Here is a 25,004-nt window from a genome sequence, read left to right as displayed (position 1 = left end):
GTCCGTCCTGTCGAGCTTGTCGAACCCAAAAAAGGCGTGGCCAGGCATGACGGCCAAGTAACCCAAAGACATGAACACCACCTCCCCAACCACCATTCTAGCTACCGCCGTCCTGCTAGCCGTGTACGCCGCCGCCACGCTGTATTTTGTGGTGAGAGGGGCGCGCCGCACCGGCTCTATGGCCGACTACGCCGTGGGCTCGGTGAACTTCTCGCCGGTGGCGGTGGGCCTGTCGCTGGCCGCTTCTATGACCTCGGCGGCCACATTCATCATCAATCCCGGCTTCGTAGCGCTGTACGGGCTGAGCGGGGTGCTGTCGTTTGGTATTGTGCTGCCGTTGGCGGCATTCGTGTCATTGGTGTTTTTCACGAAAGGCTTCCGCAAGCATGGCCAGACGGTAAAGGCGCTGACTATGGCGCAATGGATGGGTTCCCGCTACCAAAGTGTGGGCCTGACGCGGTACTTCGCGGTGCTCTCGCTGTTGCTCATCACCTTCTTTGTGCTCATCTGCGTGGGCATTACGCGGGTGCTGAGCCAGGCGCTGGACGTGCAGCCGTTGTACGTGCTGGTGGGGCTGGTGATGTTCGTTTTCGGCTACATGATGTTTGGTGGGGCCAATTCCATGGTGTACACCAACACCATTCAGGTGGGCCTGAAGCTGCTGGTGGCCGTGGTGCTGCTGGCCTCGGGTTACCGGCACTTCAGCCAGGGCGTGCACGGCTTCCTGGATCAGCTGGCTGCTATCGATCCGGCCTTGGTTCGCTCCGTCAACCCGCAGAGCTACTTCTTCCGCGACTACTTCGAAATCATCTTCTGCCAAGTGGTGGTGGGAGTGGCCATCGTGTGCCAGCCGCACACCATCACCAAGTCGCTGCTGCTGAAAAACGACCGGGACGTCAACCGCTACCTGCTTACCAGCGTGGTGGTGCTGGCCTTGTTCTTCCTGGTGGTGTTCACCGGCCTTTACGCTCGCTTGGCCTTTCCGACGCTGACGGTAGATGGGCAGGCGCTGAAGATGGACGCCATTATCCCGGCCTACGTGCTGCGTGAGTTTCCCGTGTACCTCACGCTAGTGGTAGTGCTGGGGCTGGCCGCCTCGGGTATTTCCACTTTGGAAGGGTTGATTCAGTCCATGTCGACGACCATCACGGCCGACATCGTTAAGCCCTGGGTCGGGGCCGACTATTTCGGCGGGGAGCGGGGGCAACGGCGCGAAATCGTGGTAAACCGCTCGGTAATTACCGTCCTGGGGCTGGTGGCCATTGCGCTGTCGTACTACCAGATCGAGCACCCCAATCTGAGCGTGGCCGTTTTCGCCCAAAATGGCGTGTATGCCTACTTCGCTGCCGCTTTTATTCCCATTCTGTTCGGTATTTTCTTCCGCGACACGCCGCTGGTGGCCGTGTGGGCAGCTTCGGTTACCGCTATTGGGATACACTTTGCGGTGTACTATGGCGAGTTGACGACCTACATGCAGGCACCGGTGAAGAACCCCGGCGTGCCCGCAGCCCTAGCCATAGTGGCCTCCGTGCTGGTGGGTACTGCGCTGCGTGTGCTGCTGCGCCGCCGACAGCCCGAACCGCAGCCCATGGTCGTGGCGAGCTAAAGCATGCAGCCCGCCATGTCGCGGCAAGCCCGACATGGCAACCACGACCTCTGTATCTTCCTTTCTGAGCTCTGAATTCCCAACCCGACCCTGCATTCCCCTGCTATGTACACCAAAGACTGGATCAGCAAATGGGCCGTTTATTCCCCCGATAAGGTGGCCCTGAAGGAGCTTGACACCGACCGCACTTACACCTACGCCGAGCTTAACCAAGCTGCCTGCTGCCTCGCCGCGGAGCTGACCGGCCGCTACGGCCTTCGCAAAGGCGACCGGGTGATGGTGATGGCCGAATACAGCCTGGAGTACGTGGCCTTATTCGTAGCGGCTCAGAAAGCGGGCTTCATCTTGGTGCCAGTGAACTACCGCCTGGCACCGGCCGAAATCGATTACCTCATCGGCAACTGCCAGCCCAGCCTGCTCATTGTGGAGGCGCAGTTCGAGGCCAAGGCCCAGCAACTTATCCAACTGTTCAGCATAGCGGAAGTGTGGCCGCTGCAGCGGGTGGAGTCATTGTGCGCGCAGGCCATGGATCAGCCTGAGCTGTGCTTGTTCCCCACCCAGCAACTCGATGAGGACGACCCCATCTTCATCCTGTACACCTCCGGCACTACGGGCTTTCCCAAGGGTGCGCTCTACACGCACCGGATGCTGCTCTGGAACAGCCTCAACACTACCATGAGCCTGGCCCTGACGCCCGACGACAGCACCATCGTGTGCACGCCGCCTTTCCATACCGGCGGTTGGAACGTGCTGCTCACGCCCTTGCTGCACCGCGGTGGCCGGGTAGGGTTGCTGAAAAAGTTTCAGCCTGACCGCGTGCTGCAATTGCTCGAAAGCGAGCGGGCCGACATCTTCATGGGCGTGCCCACCATGCTCAAGATGATGGTCGACAGTCCAGCCTACGAGCGGGCCGACCTGAGCGCCACGCGCTACTTCATTGTGGGCGGCGAGGCGCTGCCGCTGGAAGTCATCCGCACCTGGGACCGAAAAGGTGTCAAGATCCGGCAAGGCTTCGGCCTGACGGAGGTGGGGCCGAACCTGTTCTCGCTGCATCAGGATGACTCCACGCGCAAAATCGGCTCCATCGGCCGGCCCAATTTCTATGTCGATATCAAGCTTGTTGATGAGCAGGGCTGGGAAGTGGGACCGAACGAAGTGGGGGAACTGTGCCTCAGCGGCCCCTGCGTGACGCCCGGCTACTGGCGCGACCCGGAAGCCACCGCCAAAGCCATCGTGGACGGCTGGTTCCATACTGGCGACCTGCTGCGCCGCGACGAAGAAGGCTACCTCTACGTGATGGACCGCATCAAGAATATGTATATCTCGGGCGGTGAAAATGTGTACCCGGCCGAGGTAGAGCGGTTTTTACTCACTTTCCCCGGCGTGTCGGAAGTGGCGGTGGTGGGTGTGCCCGACGCCCGCTGGGGCGAGGTGGGCAAGGCCTTCATCGTGACGCGCGACATCGAGGTGAGCACCGAGGCCTTGCTGAGCTACTGCTGCGCCAATCTGGCCCGCTACAAGATTCCGAAGTACGTGGAGCTGGTGGGTGAGCTGCCCAAAAGCGACACCGGCAAAATCAACAAAAAAGTCCTGCGGGCAAGTGTATGAACCGGTTTGTTTATCACCTGAGCCGGTATGCGCTGGTGCTGGCTGCCATCCTGCTTGCAAGCTTCAAACCCATGCAACTCCAAACGGAACAACTGCCCCGCATGCGCGCCGTCATAGGCCCGTACGGCTGGCCTGAGCACACGGTGAAGCTCGCCGACTCGCTGGAAGTAGCCTACGTAGACGCCGGGAAAGGCCCGGTTACACTGCTGTTTATACACGGCCTCTCCAGCTACGTGCGCGCCTGGGAACGGACGATTCCGCAGCTCAGTCAGTCGGTGCGCTGCATTGCGGTGGACTTGCCCGGATACGGCAAGTCCAGTAAAGGTGCCTACCCGGCCAGCATGACGTTTTATGCCGATGTGGTGCACCAGTTTATCCGGCAGCTGAAGCTGAAAAACGTGGTGCTGGTGGGCCATTCCATGGGCGGGCAGATTGGCCTAACGGTGGCCCTGAAGTACCCCAAAGACATCCAGAAGCTGGTGCTTACTTCGCCCGCCGGGTTCGAGACCTTCACCGACGCCGAAAAGCAGACGTTGCGCAACTTCTACACTGTGCCTTCCATCATGAACACGCCCGAAGTGCAGGTGCGTCAGAACCATAAATACAATTTCTACCAGATGCCCGCCGAGGTGGAGGTCTGGATCAAGGAAAGGCTGGCCATGATGCAGTGCGAAGACTTCCCGCAGTATGCCCAAACAGTGGTCAACAGCATGGCCGGTATGCTCGATGGCCCCGTGTTCGATGAACTCAAGCAGGTGCAGCAGCCCACCTTGGTGGTTTACGGTGCTGAGGACTTTCTTATCCCAAACCGTGCCCTGCACCCCACGCTGTCCACGGCCGTGGTAGCCGATGCCGGCACCAAACAGCTGCCGCACGCGCAGCTGCTGATGCTGCCGCAGGCTGGGCACTTCGCTCACTTTGAGAAAGCGGCCGACTTCAACAAAGCCGTGCTGGCTTTTGTGCGCCCCTGATTGCACTGGGAGAAAATGCATCCGAACAAGGGGGCTTATACCGGGCAGAGTTAGAGCCAAAATGATCTTCTGACTATCTGCCCAATGTGAGTGAAGTAAAAACGGCGACTGCCCCGAGGGCGGCCGCCGTTTTTGTGTTTTGGCCGAAGCCGATTACTTCACCACGGATAGGCGCAGGTTCTGCGTCTGGCTATTGAGCTGCAAGCGGCAGGTGTACATGCCCGAAGGAAGCTTCTGGCCATTCAGCTTCAGCTCGTACTGTCGTCCGGCTTCTACTGGAGCGTGGTAGAGCGTGGCCACAAGTTGCCCCAAGGCATTGTATACGCCCACCTGTGCCGTGCCTGATTCGGTGGAGCGGAAGCGAACGGTAACCTGCTCGGCAAACGGATTTGGGTAAGCCGCCAACTCTAAGCCTTCAGCTGCGGCAGAACGGGCGCTTGGCTGCGCGCTACGAGCTGCCATAGCGCAGCCGCCGAGCTGGTCGCTGGGGTGGTTGCTTAAGTGTGCGGGAACAGCACTGGCCGCAATGCACAACTCGTTGCCGTTGTGGCACAGCAGCACCTTATCGTTTTTGGAGCCGCAGCGGGCGTCAATAACCGTCAGCGTGACGCTGGCCGTGGCGGTGCAGCCCGTAGCGCTGGTAGCCGTGACAGTGTAAGTATACGTGCCGGGTACTGTGGCCGTGAATGTGGGGTTGGCCACCGAAGCATTGCTCAGGCCACTAGCGGGGCTCCAGCTGTAATTCACACCGTCGGTAGCTGTGAGCGTAACACTTTGCGGGCCGTAGCCAAGGTAAAGCGTCGCGGGCGCGCCACCGGTGTACACGGTATTAGCCGGCACAACCGCGATGGTGGGCGCCGGAACGGTGCCGACTATCGTTACCGTAGCCGGTGCGCTAGCCGAATTGCCGTTGTTGTCCACGGCGGTCAGCGTTACTACGTTGTCGCCAATGCTGGCGCAGTCAAAGGACTTGCGGCTCAGTGTGAGCGAGGCGATGCCGTATGCGTCGGTGCTGCCGTTGTCCACATCAGCCGGAGTGATGGTGACCTGACCGGTGCGGTCGAGCGTTACGCTGATGTTCTTGGTAAGCACCGTCGGGGGCAGCTGATCCTGAGAAATGAACGACCACACGGCGCCCGGGGCTACTTCTCCGTCGCGGGTAGCGTCGCCGTCGCGCAGGGCATCCACGCGCCAGTAGTAAGTGCCCAAGACCGTAGCGCCCGGCAGGGTGTACTCTGATTGCGTCACGCCTTCGGCCACGAGTTGGAGGTTGTTGGGCGATGTGCCCACGAACACGTTGTAGCGGTCGGCGGCGCCGTCCCAGTCCAGCCGGATGTCGTCGGCGTGCACGCCGGCGCCGTTGGCCGGCGCGAGGTTGGCTACTGCATTGACCCAAGGAGCTGAGGCGGCACTTGCTACGCTGATGTTAAACGTGGGAGTGGTCATGCCTTCACCCAAATAAAAGCTGGGGTGAGGCGGCTGGTTGTAGGCCGAGTTCTGCAGCGCTACCTGGGTGCGGTACTGCGCATCGTGCATCAGGGTGGGCAGGCGGTGGCTCGTCGGGATGGTAGTGGTGTAAATCAGTAGGCTCTGGTTGTCGGCTGAGCGCAGGATGAACTCCTCCCGCCAGTCCCCCAGAATGTCGGCCGATACGGCCGGGTTGGCTTTGGTGGTGTTGCTGGTCTGACCGCTGCCGTTTTCGGGCAGGCTGGGCGTAAGCAGGCGGTCAGCGCGGTTGGTAGTGTAGTTCCACTTATCCAAGCGCACGGTGCTAAAGTCGGAGGCCGCATTGTAGCTGGCGTCGAGCAATTCGCGCAGCAGGTCACCGTCCCACCACAGACCGTGGTTGATGCTGGGTCGCGCCGTACCAATTTGTTGCCCTTTGCAGTTGTACAGGGCGCTGGAAGAGCCCCACACTTCGTAGCCCAGGTGGTTCGGGTCGATGTCAGCCGCCATGGACCGGCCGATGTCGCCGGTGGTATTCACGCCCCACAGCAGTTGGCCGGTGCGGGCGTCGCGGAACTGCAGGCCCTTGCCGGCGTACTTGGCCGGCTCTTCCTGGCACTGCCACACTTCCTGGCCGGGACGGGTGGGGTCCATGTCGGTCATGTGCAGCGCGTCGCCGTGGCCGTAGCCATTAGAGAACAGCCCGCGGCCATCGTCATCGATAGTGCTGGTGCCGTTGCACACTTCGTCCTTGCCGTCGCCGTCCACGTCGCCCACCGTCATTTGATGGTTGCCCTGGCCGGCGTAAGCACCGTTGCCGGGCGTGTTGCTATCGAAAGTCCAGCGGTGCGTGAGCTGACCATTGCGCCAGTCCCAGGCCACACGTACGAGGCGCGTGTAGTAGCCGCGCCCCATTACCAAGCTCGGCCGCTCCCCATCGAGGTAGGCAATGGCCGAAACGAAGCGGTCAACACGGTTGCCGTAGGTGTCGCCCCACGAGCCTACCGAGCCGCGGGCCGGCAGGTAATCAGTAGTGGCCATGGCCGCGCCGGTCTGCCCGTTGAAGATGGTCAGGAACTCCGGCCCCGATAGCACGTAGCCGTAGCTGCTGCCCGAGGTGTACACCCGGTAGTCGGCGGCGGCATTGCCGATGACTGTGCCTTGCCCATCGACGGTACCATCGGCCGTTTTCAGCGCCACTTCGGCCTTGCCGTCGCTGTCCAGGTCATACACCATCAGCTGCGTATAGTGCGCCCCGGCCCGGATGTTGCGGCCCAAATCGATGCGCCAGAGGCGGGTGCCGTCGAGGCGGTAGGCATCGATGAACACGTTGCCGGTAAAGCCCCGCTGCGAGTTGTCCTTGGAATTACTGGGCTCCCACTTCAGCACAATTTCGTACTGCCCGTCGCCGTCAAGGTCGGCCACTGAGGCGTCGTTGGGACTATAAGTATAGCTCACGCCATCGGGGGTGGTGCCGCCGGCCGGGCGCTGCAGCGGCACGCTCATGAATTGCTGTGCCCAAGTGGAGGCTGAAGCCGAGGCGGCCTGCTCCGCCCCGGCAATGACCGGGCGGACGGTATACACGCCGTCGGTGCCCGACTGGTCCACAAAATTGGTGGCGCCGGTGATTGGGCTTTGGTTGACTTTGGTGCTGCCGCGGTACACGTTGAAGGCAATGCCAGCTGGGTCGTTGCCAAACAGGCGCCAGCCCACGTACACCTCGCCAGGGGCCGTGCGCACGGCCACCACGCCGCGGTTAAGCTTTTCGAGCTTCTTCTGCGCCTGCGCCGGAGCCGCCAGCAGTAAGGCGGACAAGCCACCGATTAGCAAGGGGCGGATAAACGGTAAGTTTTCAAGCATAGCAAGTGGTTTGGAAGTGGAGATGCATCCAGTGCCGCCAGAAATGAGCGGTACTGACTCGGGTATTCCAGAGCACTTGAAAGCTGGGAATTCGGCAGAGGGTAGGTATCCTGTACTGTCCTGTGCTATAGGGGAAAGCAGAATTAGCGCTGCCAGGAATATACCTTGCGTGGCCTAGGCAGGGCCTTTCGAATTGACTGGAGGCTCGCCATTTTAATTCGACGTTCTGCCAGCAGAAAACTTAACTTGAAAGGCTCCCGCACCCACCTGCATTTTCCGCCTTTCCCATGAAACGCAAGCTGGCCAAGTTTGAAGATTTTGCGGCCGACATTCTGCCCCACGAAATAGCGTACCTCACGCAGGTGCAGCAATTTCAGGATGCCGACAACCGCGAAATCCTGAAAACCATTGAATACAACTGCGTGCACTCCCGTGCGCCGGTGCCGTTTCGGTCCAGCATCGATAAGCGCAAATACTCCAACCTCAAGCAGTGGATTCAGCAGCGCCTTGATGCCATCGACGTGGACAAGCATCTGGTCTATATGCACGAGATAGGGCAGAAGATCATGACCGATGCCATTACGCCGGCCGAGGAGAAAGCGCTGCTGCAGGCTATCAGTCGCTACCAGCAGCCTTATTTCTACTTCGCACGCTTCTACGAGTTGGCTTTGAACTACCGGCAGTTTCTGCTCATTCGCATGCGCTACAAGGACCACCAAACGGTGCAGACCTTTATTGAGCAGCAGCGCCCGGCCTATGAGCGCAGCCGGCAAACGTATGAGCAGTTGCACACGGCCACCCAAGACATCATCCGGCAATACGCCACCAATTCGGCCGAAAGCCGCCAGTGGGAGGAGTGGCTACTCGCTACGTTTCACGACGAAACGCTGGATGGCCTCAACCGCTATTTCGCCGTGGTTCGGCTCACGTTTCTCTACTTCAATTACCGCGAGTTCGACAAGCTCAAGGCCGTGTACGATGCTTTGGATGCCATGCTGCGGCAGGGCGCTTTCTACTCACGACGCATCCTGTTTAATTATTACGCCAATTGCGTGTTGCTGCACTCGCGGCTCGATGTATTGGAGCAAGCCGAGGAATACGGCTACTTATCTATCAAGCAGAAGAATACCGACCACCTGCATTACCTCAATAATTACAGTTCTATTCTGCTGCGGCAGGGCAAAATTCACGAGGCTTTGGCGCTAATGAAGCAGTCGTTTTCGTCGCTGCGGCACAGCAATAATTTCCAGAATAAAATCGGCTTCATTGCCTTCTACATTAAGAGCTTGAACCTGAACGTGCAGCCCGCTGATGGCGAGAAAATGGCCGACAGTTTCCTGCGCGACAATGCCGAAGAACTGCTGCGCCACCGCTGGCATATTTTCTTCGGGGCTTATTTCCAGGCCCTGCTGGCACAGCAGAAATACGACAAGCTGATTCGGGCCACCCGCAAATACCATTTGCTGCAAAAGGAAAGCGAGTACCGGTCTCGGCCCACGTATTTGCCTACCATGCAGTGGTACTATCTGGTGAGCCAGTACCTCGAAAACCACCTCGACGATGAGAAACTGGTGGCCCAGTTGGTCGAGTCGGGTGCCGAGCATTTTGCCAATCCGCACAAAGCCAAGCTACTGACGGAGCTGCTCAATGAGCTAAAGCCACACATTCCGCACCTAAGCGGTAGAATAAAGTCCGGGCTAGCGAATGCGCTGGTAAATAGCTGATAATCATAAATATATTGGCTTGCTGATGCTCGGGCGTCGGATAAGTCCACCTTTCTTTTTTACCGGGTCGAAATAAGCCGGGGTAGGGGGCCGTGTAGATTTAATTCAACACTTCCCGACAGCCATTTCTATTCCCAAAACCCCGCCATTATGACCCGAAAACTTCTACTCACCTTGCTGCTCGTTGTGCAGACCCTCTGGGTACTGGCGCAGTCGGGCGGCGTGCAAGGCCGCGTAACCGACGCCGCCACCGGCGAGACCCTGGCTGGCGTGAACGTGGTGATTCCCGGCACTAACCTGGGGACCGCCACCGGGGGCGCCGGCGACTTTCAGCTGAAAGGCCTGGCCCCCGGCAAGTACACGCTGCGCGTATCGTTTATCGGCTACGAGGCACTGGACCGTAGCGTGAGCATCAGCGGCGATGAAGTGGTAGACCTGGGTACCGTAGCATTACCTGCCGCCGCCATCGGTATGCAGGAAGTGGTGGTATCGGCCTCGCGCCGGCCCGAAAAGCTGACCGAGGCCCCGGCCACCATCAGCGTCATCAGCTCCCGGCAGATTAGTGAGCTGCCTTCCTTTAACGTGGGCGAGCTGATTGCCCGTCAGAAGGGCGTCGACTACATCCGCACTGGCGTACTGGGCACGGGCCTAAACGTGCGCGGTTTCAACAGCGCCTTCAATCCCAAAAACCTGCAGATGAACGATGCGCGCCTTTCCACGCTCATCGCCACCGGCCTGCCGCTGGGCCCGCTTTCCAGCGTGGTAAAGGAAGATATTGAGCGGGTTGAAATCGTGCTTGGTCCGGCCGCCGCGCTCTACGGCCCCAATGCTCACAATGGGTTAGTAAACACGCTCAGCAAGGACCCGCGTACCTCGGCGGGCACCACCGTGGCGCTGAACCTGGGCAACCAAAATGTATTCTCAAGCCGCTTGCGGCACGCGCAAGTCATCAGCCCGAAGCTGGCCTTCAAGGTGACCGGTGAATATACCCGCGGCACCGATTTCGCCTACGTCGATACGGTTTATTACACCAATACTGCTTTCCGGCGAAACGCTACGCCCACCACTCCCGCCAGTCCCGGCAAGTTTCACGCGGCCCCGGAGCTCGACCTGAACCGCGACTTCAATACCGTGCGTGGGGAGGCAGCAGTGTATTACAGTCTGAAGGAAAAGTCGGACCTGATTCTGTCCTACGGTGGCAACAACTCCAGCTACGTAGCTCAAACCAACGCTGGCCGCAACCAGATCAAAGATTGGCAGGTGCACTACCTACACTTGCGTTACGTGTCGCCGCGGCTTTTTGCGCAGGCTTACCACACTTGGAGCAACACCGATAAAACTTACGCTATCAACCAGCGCACCCAGAATTACCTGAGCTTTAGGGATGCCGGCTTTAGCGAGGAAGAAGCCCGCCGCCGCTCCTTCGAGGAGCAGTGGTTTGGAACCACGCCCACGGCTGGTGTAGCGCTGAAGCGCGGTGCCTTGTTCCGCGACGCATCCCGCCGTATCAATGGCGAAGTGCAGTACAATAATTCCTGGAAGGGCTTCGACGTAGTGCTCGGCTCTCAGTATCAGCGCGACATGGCCAACAGTCGCAATACCTACCTCTTCGACCGCGACGGCGACATCGTCATCAACCAGATCGGGGTGTACACGCAGGTGGAAAAAGCCCTGTCCGCCAACTTCAAGGTCATCGCCGCAGCCCGCGCCGACCAGCACGACCGATACGGCTTCAACTTCATCCCGAAGGCAGGCTTGGTTTGGACGCTCAACGACCAATCGGCCCGCGTGACTTACGGTCGCGGCATTGCAGCCCCCACCATCCTGAACCTCGACGGCTACTTGTTCGGCGGCCTGCTTATCGGCAACGGCACCGGATTCACCCTCGACGACGGCACTCAGATTGACAAGCTGCGCGTCGAAACCATCAACACGGTGGAAGTGGGCTACAAAAGCAAGTTTGCTCAGAAGTTCTTTGTCGATGCCAACGCGTACTACAACGTGTCAGAAAACTTCCTGAGCCCGGCCATCAACATCGCCACCAACGGCCGCAAAGTAACCCGCCGCGGCGATGCTCCTATGTCGGAAGTGGTACCCGGCACGCCCGAAGCGGGTGCAGCTACGGTACTGACTTATGTGAACTTCGGCAAGGTAAACACCTACGGCGCCGACTTCGGCCTGAACTACTCCGTCTCGAATGCCCTGTCGCTGGCCGCCAACTACTCCTGGTTTGGCTACAAGCTGGATAAGAACGACCTGAAAAATGACGGCAACAAGGACGGAAAGGTGCAGACCGAAATCGACCTGCCCATTAACACACCTGCTCACAAAGCCAACCTCGGCGTGAACTACAGCGGCAAGAAGTTCTTTGGCTCAGTGTTCGGCCGCTGGGTGCAGGCTTACGACTTTTTCTCCGGTATCAACGTAGCTGCCGCTGCCAATCCCGAACTGGGCATTCGTGAAAATGCCCGCTACGGCCGCACCTGGAACTACGGCCCGCTCGGCGGCTTCGTCAATGTGGACCTCGGCGCCGGCTACCGCTTCAATGACTACTTCACCTTCGGAGCTCAAGTGACCAACGTGTTCGATTCGGAAGTGCGGGAGTTCGTGGCTTCACCCTTTATCGGGCGGCTGTACTCGGTAGAAGCCAAGGTAAATATTCCAGCCATTAAGAGTCGCTAGATACTGCCTGGAGTCTTCAAACACCGCGGCCCCGCCTATTTAGGCGGGGCCGCGGTGTTTTCAAGTTAGCTCTGCAACTCAGCTTGCCACAATAAGCTTCTGCCCTGGCTTCACGTCGTCCGATTTCAGGTCGTTCAGCTTGCGTAGCTGTTCCACTGTCAGACCTTGGTAGCGACGCGAAATGTTGTAGAGCGTGTCGCCGGGTTGCACGATGTGCACGCGGCGCTGCTCTGGGGTCAGTTCTTTGGGCTGCGACTTCTTATTAGCAGTAGCAACGTGGGCGGCCGGGGCAGGCTTGGCAGGCGGGGTAACGGCTACTGCGGTAGCTTCGGCCTCATCAGGAGCCGTGAGGCGCAGCTTCTGGCCAGGCACTACCACTTCTGATTTCAGACTGTTCCACTCCACTAGCTGTGCAATGGTCAGGTTGTGCTCCCGGGCCACTTTGTTCAGATAGTCACCCCGGCGCACGATATACTCCGTGGCGGCAGGAGCTACGTCAGCCTCGGGCTCAGAAGGGGAGCTAGCTGCCTGACTGGCTTCCACCACAGCTGGTGCGGATGCAGTCGGCTTGGCGGCCGGTCGAGTCGCTACGGTTCGTGGTTCCGGCGCCACTACAGCAGTTGGCTCTGGTGCTTTGGTAGTTGCCAAGGTTGTTTCTTCCTCAGCCTGAGCGGGCTTCGACAGCGTCGTTAGGGGCCGCTTCGTCACCTTTACGCCCATCTCGGCCGGCGTACGGGGTGCGGCCGCTACGGCTGGGGGCGCCGCAGGCCGTACGGCCACGGCTGCTGAAGTAACCGTTTCTTTGTCTTTTGCCGGTAGGAATACCACCAGTTGTTGCTTCGGCTTCAAAGCGCGGCCCTTAGGCAGGTTGTTCCAGCGGCGCAGGTCAGCCTGCGATACGCCGTACCAGCTAGCCAGCTCGGCCACCGATTGCCCACTTTTCACGGTATGCATCTTGCGCTGCGTGCGTGCCGCCGTCTGTTGCTTGGCCGAGTCGCGGGCCGGCGCGTTTTTGGATGACGCCACGCGAGAGGCCGAGGGGAAAGGCTCCACACCTTCCAGACGCGGGGGCAGAGCGGCAATGTATTCGGGCAGCGCCGCCTGCGGGCGACAATAGCCAAATAGCGTATTGCGGTCTACTTCCTGCAATTGCGGCCGGTAAATAGCCGGGAATTTCACTGCGTACGGGCGGTAGCCGTCGGGGAGGTAGTGCTTGCGCAGTTCCGGGTTGAAGCGCAGCATGGCCACCGAATCAAGGCCTACGGCCTGCCCCAGGCGCGACACATCGAAAGCCCGGCCGCCAATCTGCAGCGTGTCCATTTCCTGCGCGTACTGGTACTTCAGCTCCGGCGAGTGTAGCTGGTGCTGATCAGCATACTTCATGGCATACAGGATGGCCGTGAAGCTGGGCACGTAGTTGCGGGTTTCCTGCGGCATGTGCGGGTGCAGATCCCAGTAATTACGCTTGCCGGTGCGCTTCATTACGCGCTGCACGTTGCCACCGCCCCAGTTATAGGCGGCCAGCACCAGTTCCCAGTCGTGGAGCATGCCATATAGAAACCGCAAGTGCCTGCAGGCAGCCTCGGTAGCTTTTTCCGGGTCCATGCGCTCATCCACCCAGTCGTCTCGGCGCAGGCGTAGGTCGCCGGCCGTGGGGCCCATAAACTGCCATAAGCCTGTGGCTCCCACGCGCGACTTCGCCGTGGGAATCAGCGCCGATTCCACTACCGCCAGATACTTCAGATCCTGTGGCAGGTTGTATTTGGCGAGGTACTTCTCAAATAGCGGAAAGTACAGTTTTTCTCGCTCCAGCACCCGCTGCATGTAGCCGCGGTTGCGCTGCGTGAAGTACGTCACGTGCGCCATAACCGTAGCATTGAAAGCCAGCGGCATGTCCGAATCGATGCAACTAAGCCGGTCGCCGATCAGGTCGCGCATTTCGGGCGGCGTTTGCAGCCACGCCAGGCGCTCCGGGCTGAGCTGCACCGGCTCAGCTACCAAGGAATCGGGCAGCAGCCTTAGCTGTACCCGCGTGGTATCGTCCACACCGATTTCCGGCTGGACCAAGGGTGGCAGGGTCGTCTGGGCCGCGGCGGGGCGGGCAAAGGCGGCAGCCAACAATAGCAAGGCGGAAGCGCGGCGTGGTTTCTTCATGCGGCAGCGGTTACGGCGTTACGGCGGGTGCTACAACAGTTTCGGTTACGTGTTTGGCAAAGGCCAGCATGTCGGCTTCGCGGAACGCCCCGCTCAGCACCTGCATGCCAATGGGTAGGCCTTGCTGGTCATGGCCAATGGGCAGCGAAATGGCCGGAATGCCTGCCAGCGAAGCCTGAACTGTAAATATATCAGCCAGATACATTGCCAGCGGATCTTTCATGTTCTCGCCGATGCGGAAGGCCGTGGTGGGCGCCGTCGGCAAAATCAGGAAGTCGTACTGTCGCAGCAGTTCGTCGGTCTGCTCCTTGATCAAACGACGTACGCGCTGTGCCTTGGTGTAGTAGGCGTCGTAGTAGTTGGCCGATAGCACGAAAGTGCCGAGCAGGATGCGCCGCTGCACTTCCTTACCAAAGCCCTGGCTGCGCGACTTCTTGTACAGCGACTCCAGGTCGGTAGCGTCCGGCGCACGGAAGCCGTACTTCACGCCGTCGTAGCGGCCGAGATTTGAACTGGCTTCGGCGGTGGTCAGGATGTAGTACGTCGGCACCATGTAATCCAGGTACGGGAAGTCCACGGCATCCACCACGTGGCCTTGGCCGCGCAGCTGCTCGATGGCGTTTTCCGTCGCCTGCTTGATGTCAGGTGCCAGGCCTGGCCGCTCCAAGGTGTCGCGGATGTAGCCGATGCGGTAATGCGCCTGCGGTTCCAACAGCTGCGAGTACGCGGGTACCGGCTGCTGGCTCACCGTCGAGTCAAACTCGTCGGGCCCGGCCATGACTTCCAGCAGCAGCGCAGCGTCATCAACCGAGCGCGTGATGGGACCAATCTGGTCAAATGACGAAGCGTAGGCAACCAGTCCATAGCGCGAGATGCGCGAGTACGTTGGCTTCAGGCCCACCACACCGCAGAAGGCGGCGGGCTGGCGCACCGAGCCACCGGTATCGGAACCGATGGAGGCGAGGCACATATCGGCCTGCACGGCCACTGCCGAGCCGCCCGATGAGCCACCGGGTACGCGCTCCGGGTCAATTTCATTGCGGGCCGGACCGAAGTAGGACGTTTCGTTTGAAGCGCCCATGGCAAACTCGTCGCAGTTCTGGCGGCCAATCAGAATGGCATCCTCGTCGATGAGGCGCTGCACGGCTGTGCCGGTATACAGCGACTTAAAGCCGTCCAGAATGTGCGAGCTGGACTGCAGCGCATGACCCTGGTAGGCCAGCACGTCTTTCAGGCCGATAACCATGCCAGCCAGCTTGCCAGCCGATCCGGCTGCAATCTTGGCGTCGACGGCGTCGGCTTGCTGGCGGGCTTCGTCGGCCCATACTTCCAGGAAGGCATTCAGGTGCGCCTTCTTTTCAATGTTGTCCAGGTAATACTCGACGAGCTGACGGCAGGTAAGGTTACCGGCCGTCAGCTCGTTACGAACTTCCGTTAGGGAGTTAAAGCGTCTCAAGGGAGCTTGGCTTAGATCAAGTGGTCGGATGCTGATCGGTGGGAGTGGCCGGCAGGCCGGCGGGCGTCACGGTAGGTTGGTCAGTAGCCGAAGCAGGGGCCATGGCGTCGGCCTGGTCTAGTCCCGTCGACTGGTAGGCTACCGGAGCTGGAGGCGTTTGGGGTGCCGCGGGCTGCTGATAGCCGGGTTGCTGGTAATTCGGATTTACAGTGTTGCCAGCGTTTTCAAGCTCGCTGCGGATTTCACGCGAGGCGTCCTTGAATTCGCGAATCCCCTTGCCGAGGCCGCGGGCCAGTTCGGGGATTTTATTGGCCCCGAAGAAGATCAGAATGACCACCATAATGAGGGCAATTTCACCGCCCCCCAGGTCACTCAAAAACAAAAGCATTGGCGTTTCCATGACTGTGCGAGCAGTTAGGGGCGCGGCTGCTGGTTCGGGTTGTTGTCGCGGTACTCGGGCTTCTGGTCTTTAGAAGCGTCCTTAAACTCACGCATGCCCTGACCCAGGCCGCGGAACAGCTCGGGGATGCGCTTGGCTCCGAACAGCAGAATGATGATAAAAACAATCAGCAGGATTTCGGTCGTACCGAAGTTGCCGAAAAGAAGGAGCGAAGTGAGCATGGGACCGAGGAAGTTAGGTTCAACTAAAAGCGTACGGTCGGGCCGGCCATACGGATTGGTAAAGGTACCCCATAATTTTCAAAACAGGCGTTTTTTCGCGGTTTTGTCGAGGCGAGCGACTGGTTCGGTGAGTCTTGCTTAAGAGAGGAACTGAGTGGGTTTGAACAGAAGTTCAGGAAGAAGATAAGAAATCAGCCGCCCATTAACGCGATATTTAAAACAACGCCGTAAGTAATCCTGTCTGTGCTCCGTCCGAAGATTACTAGCTTCGGTACTTCTTACAGCCCACCACACCATAGTTAACTGCATCCATTATGAGCGTCCGCTCCCTTAACCTTCCCCTCACGACTGCGGCGGGTTTTCCCGTTTCGGAAGAAGAACGACTGGAAGCTTTGCGGGCTTATCAGGTGCTGGATTCTTCGCCCGATGAAGATTTTGATGCCCTGACCCGGCTGGCGGCCTACATCTGCGGTACGCCCATTTCCCTCGTGTCACTCGTTGATGCGGACCGGCAGTGGTTTAAGTCGAATACCGGGTTGAGCGCGGTTACCGAAACCCCGCGCGAATATTCATTTTGCCAATATGCCATGGTGTCTGACGGGGTATACGAGGTGGAAGATGCCTCCCACAACCCTTTGTTCAGCGACAACCCGCTGGTGACGGATTCGCCCAACATTCGCTTCTATGCCGGCGCACCGCTGGTTACTCCGGAAGGGCAGCCCTTGGGTGCTTTGTGCGCCATCGATACCATACCGCGCCACCTCACTGAAGAGCAGCGCGACGCCCTCCAGACACTAGCACGGGAAGTGGTATCGCACCTGGAGTTGCGGCGGGCCCGCGTGCAGCTGCAACAAGAACGTACCAAGCTGGAGGGGTTGCTGCGCATGGCCAACGATGCGGCTTCGTCGCTGTACTCCAACGAGCGTACCGAGCTGTTCGTGAAGCAAGACCACAAGCTGGTGCGCGTAAGTACCGCCGATATATGCTACGTGGAAGCGCTAGGTGACTACGTCAACATCTACGTGGGAGCCGAGCGCTATACTGTGTATACCACCATGAAGGACATGCTTACCCGCTTGCCGGCCCGCGACTTCGTGCGGGTGCACCGCAAGTACATTGTGCGCCTCGACCGCATTGCCGCTATCGACGGCGACTCGCTGGTGGTGGATGGGGGGCGGGCCCCGTCAGTGCCCATCGGCAGTTCCTACAAGGGCGACCTGATGGGACGACTTAATTTAGTGTAAGTACCTCCGCAAAGGAATTCGCTTTGTTGGGCGAGAAAATTCTTGATTTCGGCGAAAATAGTACTGTAACAATACCCGCGCTGCCGTATCTTTCGGCTGTTATCGGGGGATGAATTCTTTGGCAATGCTTCTTAAAGCCAGTCAAGGAGGGATTAACTGATAGCTAAGTTTGTTTTCATAGCTCAGAAAGGCACCGTACCATGTACGGTGTTTTTTTATTTATAGCCCCGCCAAATTGACGCTATCGGTGTAGCAACACCTATTTATTTCCGGCCCAGCCACTGTTCGGGGTTTAGATTGGTGCTGTTGCGCCACACCTGAAACTGCAGTTCAGAAGTCCCTTCCGCGTTGGTGTGCACCGTACCGATGGGCTGCCGGGTTGTTACCTCCTGACCTTCGCTGACACTTACCGAGCGGAGCTTGGCGTATACGGTAAAGTATTCCCCGTGCTGCACCATCACCACGTTGTTCATACCAGCAATGTTGGCTACGGTTAGCACCTTCCCAGCAAAGATGGCCCGCACCGGTTCGCCACTACTCGTTTGAATATCGACGCCGCGGTTCTCGACGGTTACGTTTTTGAGTACGGGGTGGGGGTGGCGGCCAAAGCGCTGCGAAATAAAGCCACGGGCAACTGGCCAGAGCAGGCGGCCCCGATTCTCAGCAAAAGAAGACGAAAGCTCCGCTGTTTCGGGCGTGAGGGTCACGCGGCTGGTGGAAGTATTGGCAGCTACTTCGGCGGCCTCAGCCGCTTCGGCAGCCTCGCGTTTGGCGGTGGTACGTTCAGCAGCAGTGGCGTTGGCGCGCTCGGCGCGTTCGGCGGCGGCTTTGGCGGCAGCAGCTTTGGCGGCGGCCCGGGCAGCCGCGGCGCGGGCCGCGCGGGCTATTTCTTCGCGTACGCGTTGGGCAATTAGGTTATCGAGCTTGCGTACGGCTTGTTGGCGTGCGGCCAACTCCTTTTGCAACTGCTGTTCCTGCTGGCTGAGCTGCTGCACCACCTGGTCCTGCTGCACGCGCATGGTTTCCAGGTTTTTGTTTTCGCTGATCTGGGTGGTGAGCAGCACGTTTTTCTGCTGTCGCTTCTCCGTCAGGCTGGTTAGCTGCTGGGTAAGCTCCTGCTGGGTGCGCAGGATGCCGGCCACCTGCTTGCGCCGGGCCTCCGAGTACTGCCGCACGTAGCGCAGGCGGCGCGTAAACTCATTGAAGGACTCCGCCGCAAACAAAAACATGATGCGGTTGTAGGCGTTGGCTGTTTTGGCCGAGGCGTAAATCAACTGCGCATACTCAGCCTTCAGCCGGTCGAGCTCGGCCTTGGTGAGTTGTACATTGGTGGTGGTCTGTTTTACACCGGTATCGATGTAGCGCAACTCCGAGGAAGTCGATTTGATAACCTCCTTTTGTACGGTAATTTTTTCCTTGAGTGCGTTGAGCTGACCTAGGGTGCTTTGCTTTTTCTGCTGCGTCTGTTCCAGAATTTTGCTGGCTTCCTGGATGCGCTGCAGGTTGGCGCGCCGCTCCCGTTCGAGCTGCGCTTTGGTTTTGGGTGCTTCCTTGCGAGTAGAGCGTTGCTGCTGCCCAGGCGCTGAGGTAAGGGCTAGCAGCATCAGCCCGCTCAGCAGCCACCGATGCCAGCGGCTACTTGCGGTTTTTACGCCCATATTCGGCCGGCACGGAGAAAGGAAACGAAAGCCGCTCCTTATCCAGGTCAATATTGCGGTAGTTCACCATGATGGTTGCCGCCTGTCGGCCGGGCTGCTGTGCCTGTACCAGGATGCTGTTGGCAAATAGCTGGCCGTTGGGCTGCAGGGGCTGAAAGTCGGCATAGTCCACCGAGAGCGTGTTCTTTGATTCCGGGTCTTCGACATTGAGCTTTTGCAGGCGCGCCCGGCTGAGCTCAATGATCTGCTCCACAAGAATGCCTGCTTGCCGGTACTGCACCCGCTGCACCGGGCCTTCATTGGTCACGGTCAGAGCTGTATCCAAGGCGGCGGGCAGGTAGTCGCCGAGCAGTAGGGCCTGGAGCTGGGCAAAGGTTACCGGCACGTTAAACTGCCGACGCAGGTAGTCGAAGTTGCCCGCGTAGTAGGTCTTTTCGAGCTTGTTCAGCACCTGCACTGAATCGGGCGTAATGCGCGCCCGAATGCCTTCGATGCCGAGCAAAGAGGCCGATACCCAGATGATGCTATCCTTACGGATGCGCACGTTTAGGTTGGCGGAGTATTTTTCGCCGTTGGCGTCGATCTGGGCTTTACCCTTGGCAGCCAGGTAACGGAAGTCGAGGTTACGGGCCAGAACCGCAGGGGCGGGCGGGCGCGAGACGACGGTGGTCTTGGTAGGAACGGCGCGGCGTTGGCAGGCACCCAGGACGAGGCTTCCAACAAGTGCCAGCAGCAACGGCCAGCTTCTATTCATACAGTTTTCGGTCTTTGATTTTGCGGTCGATGAGGGCGGAGGTACCGCCGGCCTTTTTGGCCTGCTGCCACCGCTCCACGGCCGCCGCCGTATCACCTAATTGATACAGCACATCGCCATAGTGCTCCAATACGGTGCCATCTTTTGAGGTTTTGATGGCTCGTTCCAGGTATTGGCGCGCACCGGCGTAGTCCTTCGCCTTGTAAAGAACCCAGGCATAGGTGTCGAGATAGGTATCGTTATCGGGAAACTGCTTTACCAGTTTTCCCGCCATGTCTTTGGCTTTGCTCAGGTCTTTACCCCGCAGGGAGAGGTAATAGCTGTAATTGTTCAGCGCCTGGGCGTTGTTGGCGTCGAAGGTTAGCGCGGCCTCGTAAGCCGCATCCGACTTGTCGAATTCCTTTAACTCATGGTACGCATCACCCAGTTGGGTATCAAACTGGGCCGCTAGCTCGGGGTTGTCGGTGGTGAGCTTCTTGCCTTGCTCCAAAGATTTTACCGCTTTCTGCGGCTGCTTGGCAAACAGGTGCCCCATACCGTTGTAAAACCAGAACACGGCCTGGTTTGGGAACAGCTCGAGCGCCTGCCCAGTATGACGCAGCAGCGAGTCGGACTGCGCCAGCTCAGCGTCAATCAGCACCACCTGCTGCCAGATCTTGAAGTGCGAGTTATCAATACGTAGTGCCCGCAGGTAGTTGTCGCGGGCCAAGGCTTTCTTCTCCGAGAGCAGCTGCACGTCGCCAGCTACTGAATATGCTTTGGCTTCCTTCGGGTGGACGCGGGTCGTAATGTCGGCCAACTCCAGCGCGGTATTCTGCACAGAGGGGTTGGGCAGCTGCTTGAGGTAGTCGACCAGAATGCGCACCTTTTGATCAATGCCCAGGGCTGAGCTCTGAAAAGCCTGTTTGATCTGCTTTTCCGACTCGGCTGTGTTGCCTTGCTGGCGGTACACATCAGCTAGGATCATGTGCGCCTGCGGATTGTTGGGGTCTTTGCGCAGGGCTTGGTTGGCCACCCGAATAGCATCGGGCAGGCGGTTGTTGGCAGCGTACATTTCGGCCTGCGCCAGCACGTAGCGCACCTCGTCGGGGTTGGCCGCAATGAGGGCCTCGCCCTCTTTCAGAGCCTTGTCGAGATTGTTCTGCTTAAGGTAGATCTGCTGCTTTTTGTACGATACCTCATCGAGCGGGCCAAACTCCTTTTCTGCCTGCTCGAAGGTGCTGAGGGCATCATTCAGTTTGCCCTGGGCCAGGTACAAATCGGCCAGGTTAAACAGATAGGCTTTCGATTCGGGTACATCCTGCACTAAGCGCGTGTACACTTGCGCCGCCTCCGCATACTGCTTCTGCGAGGCGTAAATCTGGGCCAAAATCAGGTAGTAGTAAGGGTTCTTGGCGTCGAGGCGCAGGGCTGCCTGGGCAAAGTTGGAGGCGTCCTTGAGGTTGCCGATCAGCAGGTTATTCTCGGCAATCTTGTAGTTGATGGCCGCATTGTTGGGGTCGAGCTGATAAGCTTTGAGCAGCCGTTCCTGAGCCTTGGGGTAATCTTCGAGCAGCATGAATTTCACGCCGTCGACGAAATAGGCCGCACTCAACTCCCGGTCTTTCTCGGTCAGTTGCCGGTTTTGTTGCGCTTTGGCAGCTTCCAGGGCCGCCTGCCGTTGCATTTCTTTCCGCTCGCGGCGGGTGAGCTTGCGAGGCTTTTCGGTTTTGTCTTTTCCTTTCGCCGGTTGCTGCTGGGCATGGGTAGGCCCGGCCAACAGCAGGCCCAATGCTAAAAGTAGAGGAGAGACAAAACGATTCATGCGAAACAAAGCCAGTGACGAAGCGGAGGGGGTAGGGCGGTTTCGGTGCGTGACCGAAGGCAACAAAAGATACGGCATTTACCCCGAAACCGCCCCGCCGCACCTACAGTTTCAAGGCGTTGTAATCTCCCACGCTTAGGTCGGCGGGCGTGCCGGAGAGCGAAGCATGGCTGCCCACCATGGAGTTGGTGATGTTGGCGTTCTGCACCGTGGCCGATTTCTGGACGATGCTGTTTACCACCACCGAATGGCGAATGGTAGACCCATCGCCTACCGACACGTGCGGGCCCACGATGCTGTTCTCCAGCACAACGTTCTCGCCGATGTACACGGGTTGAATCAGGACGGTGTTGGTCAACGTGGCGGATTTAGCCACGTTGTCTTCGCCGGCTTCCTGCAGGTACTCGAGGTAGCGCTGATTGGTGTACACGGTGGCGTCCTTATTGCCGCAGTCGAGCCACTCCGCTACGGGACCGGGAATAAAGACGGCTCCCTGGTTTTTCATGTTTTCCAGGGCATTGGTGAGCTGATACTCGCCCTTGTCCTTAATGTCGTTGTCGAGCAGGTATTGCAGCTCGCGCTTCAGGTACTCGCCGTCCTTGAAGTAGTAGATGCCGATGATGGCGAGGTCAGAAACGAATTCCTGCGGCTTCTCGATTAGCTCGGTAATCTGGCCTTGCTCGTTGAGTTTCACTACGCCAAAAGGACGCGGATCTTCTACGCGCTGCACCCAGATAGTGCCATCAGCGGAAGTATCAAGCGTGAAGTCCGCTTTGAACAGTGTGTCGGCGAAAGCCACTACTACCGGTCCGGTGAGGGCGCTCTGAGCGCACAGGATGGCGTGGGCCGTGCCCAGCGGCTCGTCTTGGTAGTGGATGGAACCTTGGGCACCTACTGATTCGGCAATCTTGAGCAGGCTCTTTTCTACTTCCTCCCCGAAGCGGCCCACGATGAAAGCTACTTCCGACACCGGCTGGCCGGCTACTTTGGCAATATCCTCTACGAGGCGCTGAACGATAGGCTTACCAGCAATGGGAATCAACGGCTTGGGAACGGTGAGGGTGTGCGGGCGCATGCGCTTGCCCATGCCGGCCATCGGGACGATGATTTTCATAGAGGGTGAATTGGAAAAGTTGGTTTTGAAGGCGTCTACGTAAGATGACGTGAAACGCCGTGCAAAGTTGGACGGTTGAGCTAAGGGATGTATCTGCTTTCGCAGATTTTTTTGGACGCGAAGTAGGTGGTGCCTTTAAGGAAGTGGGCATCTCGCCGTGTTTCCCCCTCCAGTGTTGAGCGTAGAAAAAGCCACAATCAGCAGATTTTACGCTTCGCTTCTTTACCGCGTGCCGGTGCTGCCGTAGCCGCCAGCACCGCGTTCTGTAGCGCTCAGTTCGGCTACTTCCTGCCACTCGATGGCTTCGTAACGCGCAAAAACCAGTTGGGCTACTCGTTCGCCGTCTTGCACCACGAAGTCTTCGTTCGAAAGGTTTACCAGTAGCACCTTTACCTCGCCACGGTAATCAGCATCGATGGTACCAGGACTGTTTACTATGCCAATACCGTGCTTGTAAGCCAGCCCGCTGCGCGGACGGACCTGCGCCTCGTAGCCAGCTGGAATTTCGAGGTACAGGCCCGTCGGAATCAGGGCCCGTTGGAGCGGCGCAAGGGTGACGGACTCGTTAAGATTGGCCCGCAGGTCGAGGCCAGCGGCATGCTGAGTTTGGTAAGCCGGTAGCGGGTGATGCGAACGATTAATGACGGCGACTTGCATCGGTAAGTGTAAACGGGGGAGGGAAAATGAAAAAAAGGCTACGCAGCCTGCCGGCGCGATACGGCCTGGGTAGGCCGTTCTACCAGCCACAAGGCCGCTAAAAAAGCCAGCGTTAGGGCAACGTGCAGTCCGTGCCGTAGCCAGATATTGGTGACTGGAATCCACCAGCTGAGTCCTACCACACCCACTGCCACCAGCAGCCACAGCAGTAGCCGAGCCACGGGGTAGGGCACCGGAAAGTGTCGGTTGCCCAGCCACCAGCAGATGGCGGCCATAGAGAAGTAGCAGGCCAGCGTGGTGAGGGCCGAGCCCATGTAGCCTAGTACCGGAATCAGCAGCAGGTTCAGCACAATGGTGAGCAACGCACCACCAGCACTGATGTAAGTGCCCACGTAGGTTTTGTCGGTAAGCTTAAACCACACCGAAAGGTTGTAGTACACACCCAGAAACAGGTTCGCCATCAGCAGCACCGGTACCACCGCAATACCTTCGCGGTACTCGGGGCGCTGCAGCAGGATAGGCGCGATTAAATCCAGATTGGCACTGATACCCACAAAGATGACGGCGCAGCAAAGCGTAAACCACTTCAACACCACCGCGAATGTGATAGGTGAATTTTTTTCCTTGGCCTGCGCGAAAAAGAACGGCTCGGCTGCGTACCGAAATGCCTGAATCACCAGCGTCATAAAGATGCTGAGCTTGTAGCAGGCGCCGTAAATACCCACAGCTGTTAGATTGGACTGATCTGGGTAAAAACCTTCAGGAAGCCAATATTTGAGCAGGATACGGTCCAGAACTTCGTTAATCATGCCGGCCAAGCCCATCAGCATCAGCGGGAGGCCATAACGCCAGAGCGACGGTACAGCTTCCCAGTTGAGGCGAAAACGAAAATCGGTCAGCTCGCGCCAGAGCAGCGGTATGAACAGGGCATTGGCCACCAGATTCGAAATGAAAATGTAGCCCACTCCCAACTCGGGATTGTATACAGCGTCGATTAAGGGCCGCAGTTGAGGCAGGTAGCGGCCAGCGTGCACGTCGCGGCAGAGGACAACGAAGAACAGGTTCAGCCCGACGTTGACCAAGATATTGACGAAGCGGACAGTCGCGAATTTCCGGGCTTTGTTTTCCAGTCGCAGCCGCGCAAACGGAATGCTTACCACCGCATCAATAGCCATGATAAGCGCTAACCAGATAAAATAGCGTTCCTGTCCCGGGTACTTCAGCATCTCTGCGATGGGCCTGGCAAACGCAATGATTAGACCGCAGAATACCAAGCTACTCAGGAGCAGTAGGCTCAGGATCTGGTTGTATAGCTGGGGGCGGTCGGCACCGGCGCGGTTGGCAAACCGGAAGAAGGTCGTCTCCATCCCGTAGGTAAAGACGATGTTCAGGAAGCCCACGTACGCATACAACTCGGTGACTACGCCGTATTCAGCCGCCGCAAACTTCGCGGTGTAGATGGGCACGAGCAGATAGCTCAGTACGCGACCGACGATGCTGCTAATGCCGTAAACGGCCGTTTGGCTGGCCAGCCGCTTTGCTAATCCGCTCAAGGGAAGAGATTAAGAATTAAGGATTAAACATTGGCAATCAATACTTTAAAAAGAGCTGCCATTTCTCGACGAGAAGGGGCTTTCTTTTAAAG

The 25,004-nt window shown here is 58.6% G+C and carries 17 protein-coding genes; 6 read left to right on the top strand and 11 right to left on the bottom strand.

All coding sequences use genetic code 11. From position 1 onward, the window contains the following. Positions 1-70 precede the first annotated feature (70 nt). The 3 genes from AC5FXY_RS13350 to AC5FXY_RS13340 all read left to right on the top strand — a co-directional run bounded on the left by AC5FXY_RS13350 (position 71) and on the right by AC5FXY_RS13340 (position 4,185). On the top strand, positions 71-1,606 hold the full coding sequence (locus AC5FXY_RS13350; protein WP_493557183.1) for a sodium:solute symporter family transporter: 1,536 nt from the start codon (positions 71-73) through the stop codon (positions 1,604-1,606). A gap of 105 nt (positions 1,607-1,711) precedes the next feature. Continuing rightward, on the top strand, positions 1,712-3,214 hold the full coding sequence (locus AC5FXY_RS13345) for an acyl-CoA synthetase (protein ID WP_493557182.1): 1,503 nt from the start codon (positions 1,712-1,714) through the stop codon (positions 3,212-3,214). Further along, positions 3,211-4,185: an alpha/beta fold hydrolase gene (locus AC5FXY_RS13340; protein ID WP_493557181.1), complete on the top strand. Its 975-nt coding sequence runs from the start codon at positions 3,211-3,213 to the stop codon at positions 4,183-4,185. The genes AC5FXY_RS13345 and AC5FXY_RS13340 overlap by 4 nt, the downstream gene beginning before the upstream one ends. Positions 4,186-4,338: 153 nt before the next feature. On the opposite strand, the gene AC5FXY_RS13335 is transcribed toward AC5FXY_RS13340, so the two are convergent. Beyond that, entirely contained in the window at positions 4,339-7,491 is a 3,153-nt protein-coding gene (locus AC5FXY_RS13335) for a rhamnogalacturonan lyase family protein (protein ID WP_493557180.1), read from the bottom strand. A 287-nt stretch (positions 7,492-7,778) separates the two neighbouring features. Between AC5FXY_RS13335 and AC5FXY_RS13330 the strand changes: the two genes are divergently transcribed. Both AC5FXY_RS13330 and AC5FXY_RS13325 read left to right on the top strand, forming a co-directional pair. Next, complete coding sequence (locus AC5FXY_RS13330) at positions 7,779-9,215, top strand: hypothetical protein (RefSeq protein ID WP_493557179.1); 1,437 nt, start codon at positions 7,779-7,781, stop codon at positions 9,213-9,215. Positions 9,216-9,365: 150 nt separating this feature from the next. Next, entirely contained in the window at positions 9,366-11,897 is a 2,532-nt protein-coding gene (locus tag AC5FXY_RS13325; RefSeq protein WP_493557178.1) for a TonB-dependent receptor, read from the top strand. 78 nt (positions 11,898-11,975) lie between these two features. Here AC5FXY_RS13325 and AC5FXY_RS13320 read toward each other — a convergent pair whose 3' ends face one another. Genes AC5FXY_RS13320 through tatA (AC5FXY_RS13305) form a run of 4 tightly spaced genes read right to left on the bottom strand, consistent with a single transcriptional unit; the run spans position 11,976 to position 16,128 of the window. Further along, positions 11,976-14,051, bottom strand: coding sequence for a LysM peptidoglycan-binding domain-containing protein (locus AC5FXY_RS13320; RefSeq protein ID WP_493557177.1), 2,076 nt, complete (start codon positions 14,049-14,051; stop codon positions 11,976-11,978). Between the two features lie 10 nt (positions 14,052-14,061). Further along, positions 14,062-15,507, bottom strand: a complete 1,446-nt coding sequence (gatA, locus tag AC5FXY_RS13315; protein WP_493557176.1) for an Asp-tRNA(Asn)/Glu-tRNA(Gln) amidotransferase subunit GatA — start codon at positions 15,505-15,507, stop codon at positions 14,062-14,064. A 16-nt stretch (positions 15,508-15,523) separates the two neighbouring features. Beyond that, entirely contained in the window at positions 15,524-15,907 is a 384-nt protein-coding gene (tatA, locus tag AC5FXY_RS13310; protein ID WP_493557175.1) for a twin-arginine translocase TatA/TatE family subunit, read from the bottom strand. 14 nt (positions 15,908-15,921) lie between these two features. Next, a complete protein-coding gene (gene tatA / locus AC5FXY_RS13305; RefSeq protein WP_493557174.1) occupies positions 15,922-16,128 on the bottom strand; it encodes a twin-arginine translocase TatA/TatE family subunit in 207 nt (68 codons plus the stop codon). 314 nt (positions 16,129-16,442) lie between these two features. On the opposite strand from tatA (AC5FXY_RS13305), the gene AC5FXY_RS13300 reads away from it, so the two are divergent. After that, positions 16,443-17,372, top strand: coding sequence for a GAF domain-containing DNA-binding protein (locus tag AC5FXY_RS13300; RefSeq protein WP_493557173.1), 930 nt, complete (start codon positions 16,443-16,445; stop codon positions 17,370-17,372). 263 nt (positions 17,373-17,635) lie between these two features. On the opposite strand, the gene AC5FXY_RS13295 is transcribed toward AC5FXY_RS13300, so the two are convergent. From AC5FXY_RS13295 to AC5FXY_RS13270, 6 genes are all read right to left on the bottom strand, one after another. Next, positions 17,636-19,030 (bottom strand): murein hydrolase activator EnvC family protein, encoded by a 1,395-nt coding sequence (locus tag AC5FXY_RS13295; RefSeq protein WP_493557172.1) that lies wholly within the window; start codon positions 19,028-19,030, stop codon positions 17,636-17,638. Continuing rightward, positions 19,008-19,784: a lipoprotein insertase outer membrane protein LolB1 gene (gene lolB1, locus AC5FXY_RS13290; RefSeq protein ID WP_493557171.1), complete on the bottom strand. Its 777-nt coding sequence runs from the start codon at positions 19,782-19,784 to the stop codon at positions 19,008-19,010. The genes AC5FXY_RS13295 and lolB1 overlap by 23 nt, the downstream gene beginning before the upstream one ends. Then, the gene (locus AC5FXY_RS13285) at positions 19,777-21,588 is read right to left on the bottom strand and encodes a tetratricopeptide repeat protein (RefSeq protein ID WP_493557170.1); all 1,812 of its coding nucleotides are present in this window, start codon (positions 21,586-21,588) and stop codon (positions 19,777-19,779) included. Before AC5FXY_RS13285 ends, lolB1 begins: the two co-directional genes overlap by 8 nt. 103 nt (positions 21,589-21,691) lie before the next feature. Next, positions 21,692-22,702 carry a sugar phosphate nucleotidyltransferase gene (locus tag AC5FXY_RS13280; protein ID WP_493557169.1) on the bottom strand — a complete coding sequence of 337 codons (1,011 nt, stop codon included), beginning with the start codon at positions 22,700-22,702 and terminating at the stop codon, positions 21,692-21,694. Positions 22,703-22,924: 222 nt separating this feature from the next. Next, positions 22,925-23,359, bottom strand: a complete 435-nt coding sequence (gene dut, locus AC5FXY_RS13275) for a dUTP diphosphatase (RefSeq protein ID WP_493557168.1) — start codon at positions 23,357-23,359, stop codon at positions 22,925-22,927. 38 nt (positions 23,360-23,397) lie between these two features. Then, on the bottom strand, positions 23,398-24,912 hold the full coding sequence (locus AC5FXY_RS13270; RefSeq protein ID WP_493557167.1) for a lipopolysaccharide biosynthesis protein: 1,515 nt from the start codon (positions 24,910-24,912) through the stop codon (positions 23,398-23,400). Positions 24,913-25,004: the final 92 nt, after the last annotated feature.

The organism is Hymenobacter sp. FMD4 (assembly GCF_058932745.1).
The sequence above is the reverse complement of the archived record's forward strand: the minus strand, read 5'-3'. Positions and strand labels throughout refer to the sequence as shown.